Origin of the sequence: Pseudomonas sp. Sample_16 (assembly GCF_004307665.1) — a bacterium.
Taxonomy (GTDB): Bacteria; Pseudomonadota; Gammaproteobacteria; order Pseudomonadales; family Pseudomonadaceae; genus Aquipseudomonas.
Genome location: NZ_RCOB01000150.1, coordinates 1 through 2,203 on the forward strand (window position 1 = coordinate 1; position 2,203 = coordinate 2,203).

Here is a 2,203-nt window from a genome sequence, read left to right on the forward strand (position 1 = left end):
AAGGAGTGACAGCATGAGTCAGGATTGGGATGCCGGTCGGTTGGACAGCGACCTCGAAGGCGTAGCGTTCGATACCCTGGCCGTACGTGCCGGTCAGCACCGTACGCCGGAAGGCGAACACGGTGATCCGATGTTCTTCACATCCAGCTACGTGTTCCGCACCGCTGCCGATGCCGCTGCGCGTTTCGCCGGGGAAGTGCCGGGCAACGTTTACTCGCGCTACACCAACCCGACCGTACGCGCCTTCGAAGAGCGCATCGCCGCCCTCGAAAGCGCCGAGCAAGCCGTGGCCACTGCCACGGGCATGGCGGCGATCATGGCGGTGGTGATGAGCCTGTGCAGCGCTGGCGATCATGTGCTGGTGTCGCGCAGCGTATTCGGTTCGACCATCAGCCTGTTCGAGAAGTACTTCAAGCGTTTTGGCATTGAAGTCGATTATGTAGCCTTGGCTGACTTGTCCGGTTGGGATGCGGCAATCAAGGCCAACACCAAGCTGCTGTTCGTAGAATCGCCGTCCAACCCGCTGGCCGAACTGGTCGATATCGCCGAACTGGCGAAAATCGCCCACGCCAAAGGCGCAATGCTGGTGGTCGACAACTGCTTCTGCACCCCGGCGTTGCAGCAGCCGCTGAAAATGGGCGCGGACATCGTCGTGCACTCGGCGACCAAGTTCATCGACGGCCAGGGTCGTTGCATGGGCGGTGTGGTAGCCGGTCGCAGCGAGCAGATGAAAGAAGTGGTCGGTTTCCTGCGCACTGCCGGGCCTACTCTCAGCCCGTTCAACGCCTGGATCTTCCTCAAGGGCCTGGAAACCCTGAACCTGCGGATGAAGGCGCATTGCGCCAACGCCCAACAGCTGGCCGAATGGCTGGAGCAACAGGACGGTATCGAAAAAGTCCATTACGCCGGCCTCAAGAGCCATCCGCAACACGAGCTGGCGCTGCGGCAGCAGAAAGGTTTCGGGGCTGTAGTGAGTTTCGAGGTCAGGGGCGGCAAAGAGGGCGCCTGGCGCTTTATCGATGCGACGCGCCTGATTTCCATCACAGCCAACCTTGGTGACAGCAAGACCACGATTACCCATCCGAGCACCACGTCTCACGGCCGTCTGGCGCCGCAAGAGCGTGAAGCGGCGGGTATCCGTGACAGCCTGATCCGCATCGCGGTCGGTCTGGAAGACGTGGCAGACCTGCAAGCCGACCTGGCGCGCGGGTTGGCTGCCTTGTGATCGAGCTGTCGACGCCAACCGGCTCCAACGGCCGCGTGGCGCTGGTGACCGGCGCTGCGCGGGGCATTGGCCTGGGTATCACGGCCTGGTTGATCAGCGAAGGCTGGCAAGTGGTGCTGTCGGATCTGGATCGTGAACGCGGTTCGAAAGTGGCGAAAGCGCTCGGCGACAACGCCTGGTTCATCGCCATGGACGTTTCCAACGAAGGTCAGGTGGCCCTGGGCGTGGCCGAAGTGCTGGGGCAGTTCGGGCGGCTGGATGCGCTGGTGTGCAACGCGGCGGTGGCCGATCCGCACAACATCACCCTGGAAAGCCTCGACCTGGCTTACTGGAATCGGGTGCTGGCAGTGAATCTCAGTGGGCCGATGCTATTGGCCAAGCACTGTGCGCCGTATCTGCGTGCTCACAACGGGTCGATCGTCAACCTGGCCTCGACCCGCGCCGGGCAATCGGAACCTGATACCGAGGCTTACGCGGCGAGCAAGGGCGGTCTGCTGGCCCTGACTCATGCACTGGCCATCAGCCTTGGCCCGGAGATTCGGGTCAATGCCGTCAGCCCGGGCTGGATCGATGCACGTGACCCGTCCGTGCGCCGTGCCGAGCCGTTGACCGACGCCGATCATGCCCAGCATCCAGCGGGCAGGGTAGGGACGGTCGAGGACGTGGCGGCGATGGTGGCCTGGCTGCTATCGAAGAACGCCGGTTTTGTCACCGGGCAGGAATTCGTGGTCGATGGCGGCATGACCAAGAAGATGATTTACAGCGAGTAACTCCAGCGGTCGGACTGTTGGCGAGATTGTCCGGATTGAAACGATTTTGTCTTTTTCAGAAAAACTTCAATCCTGCTATTGACTTAGGTTCGCTACCTGCGTAAATTTCGCGGCCTCGGAGATGCAAACGGGTGATTAGCTCAGCTGGGAGAGCGTCTGCCTTACAAGCAGAATGTCGGCGGTTCGATCCCGTCATCACCCACCACTT

The 2,203-nt window shown here is 61.6% G+C and carries 2 protein-coding genes and 1 tRNA gene; all 3 read left to right on the plus strand.

Annotation, left to right across the window (positions count from 1 at the left end; genetic code table 11):
- The first annotated feature begins 13 nt into the window (after nucleotides 1-13).
- The 3 genes from D8U69_RS20315 to D8U69_RS20325 all read left to right on the plus strand — a co-directional run bounded on the left by D8U69_RS20315 (nucleotide 14) and on the right by D8U69_RS20325 (nucleotide 2,200).
- On the plus strand, nucleotides 14-1,225 hold the full coding sequence (locus tag D8U69_RS20315) for an O-succinylhomoserine sulfhydrylase (RefSeq protein ID WP_130905369.1): 1,212 nt from the start codon (nucleotides 14-16) through the stop codon (nucleotides 1,223-1,225).
- Nucleotides 1,222-1,995, plus strand: coding sequence for an SDR family oxidoreductase (locus D8U69_RS20320; RefSeq protein WP_056853698.1), 774 nt, complete (start codon nucleotides 1,222-1,224; stop codon nucleotides 1,993-1,995). Before D8U69_RS20315 ends, D8U69_RS20320 begins: the two co-directional genes overlap by 4 nt.
- 129 nt (nucleotides 1,996-2,124) lie before the next feature.
- A tRNA-Val gene (locus D8U69_RS20325) sits at nucleotides 2,125-2,200 on the plus strand.
- The last annotated feature ends 3 nt before the right edge of the window (nucleotides 2,201-2,203 follow it).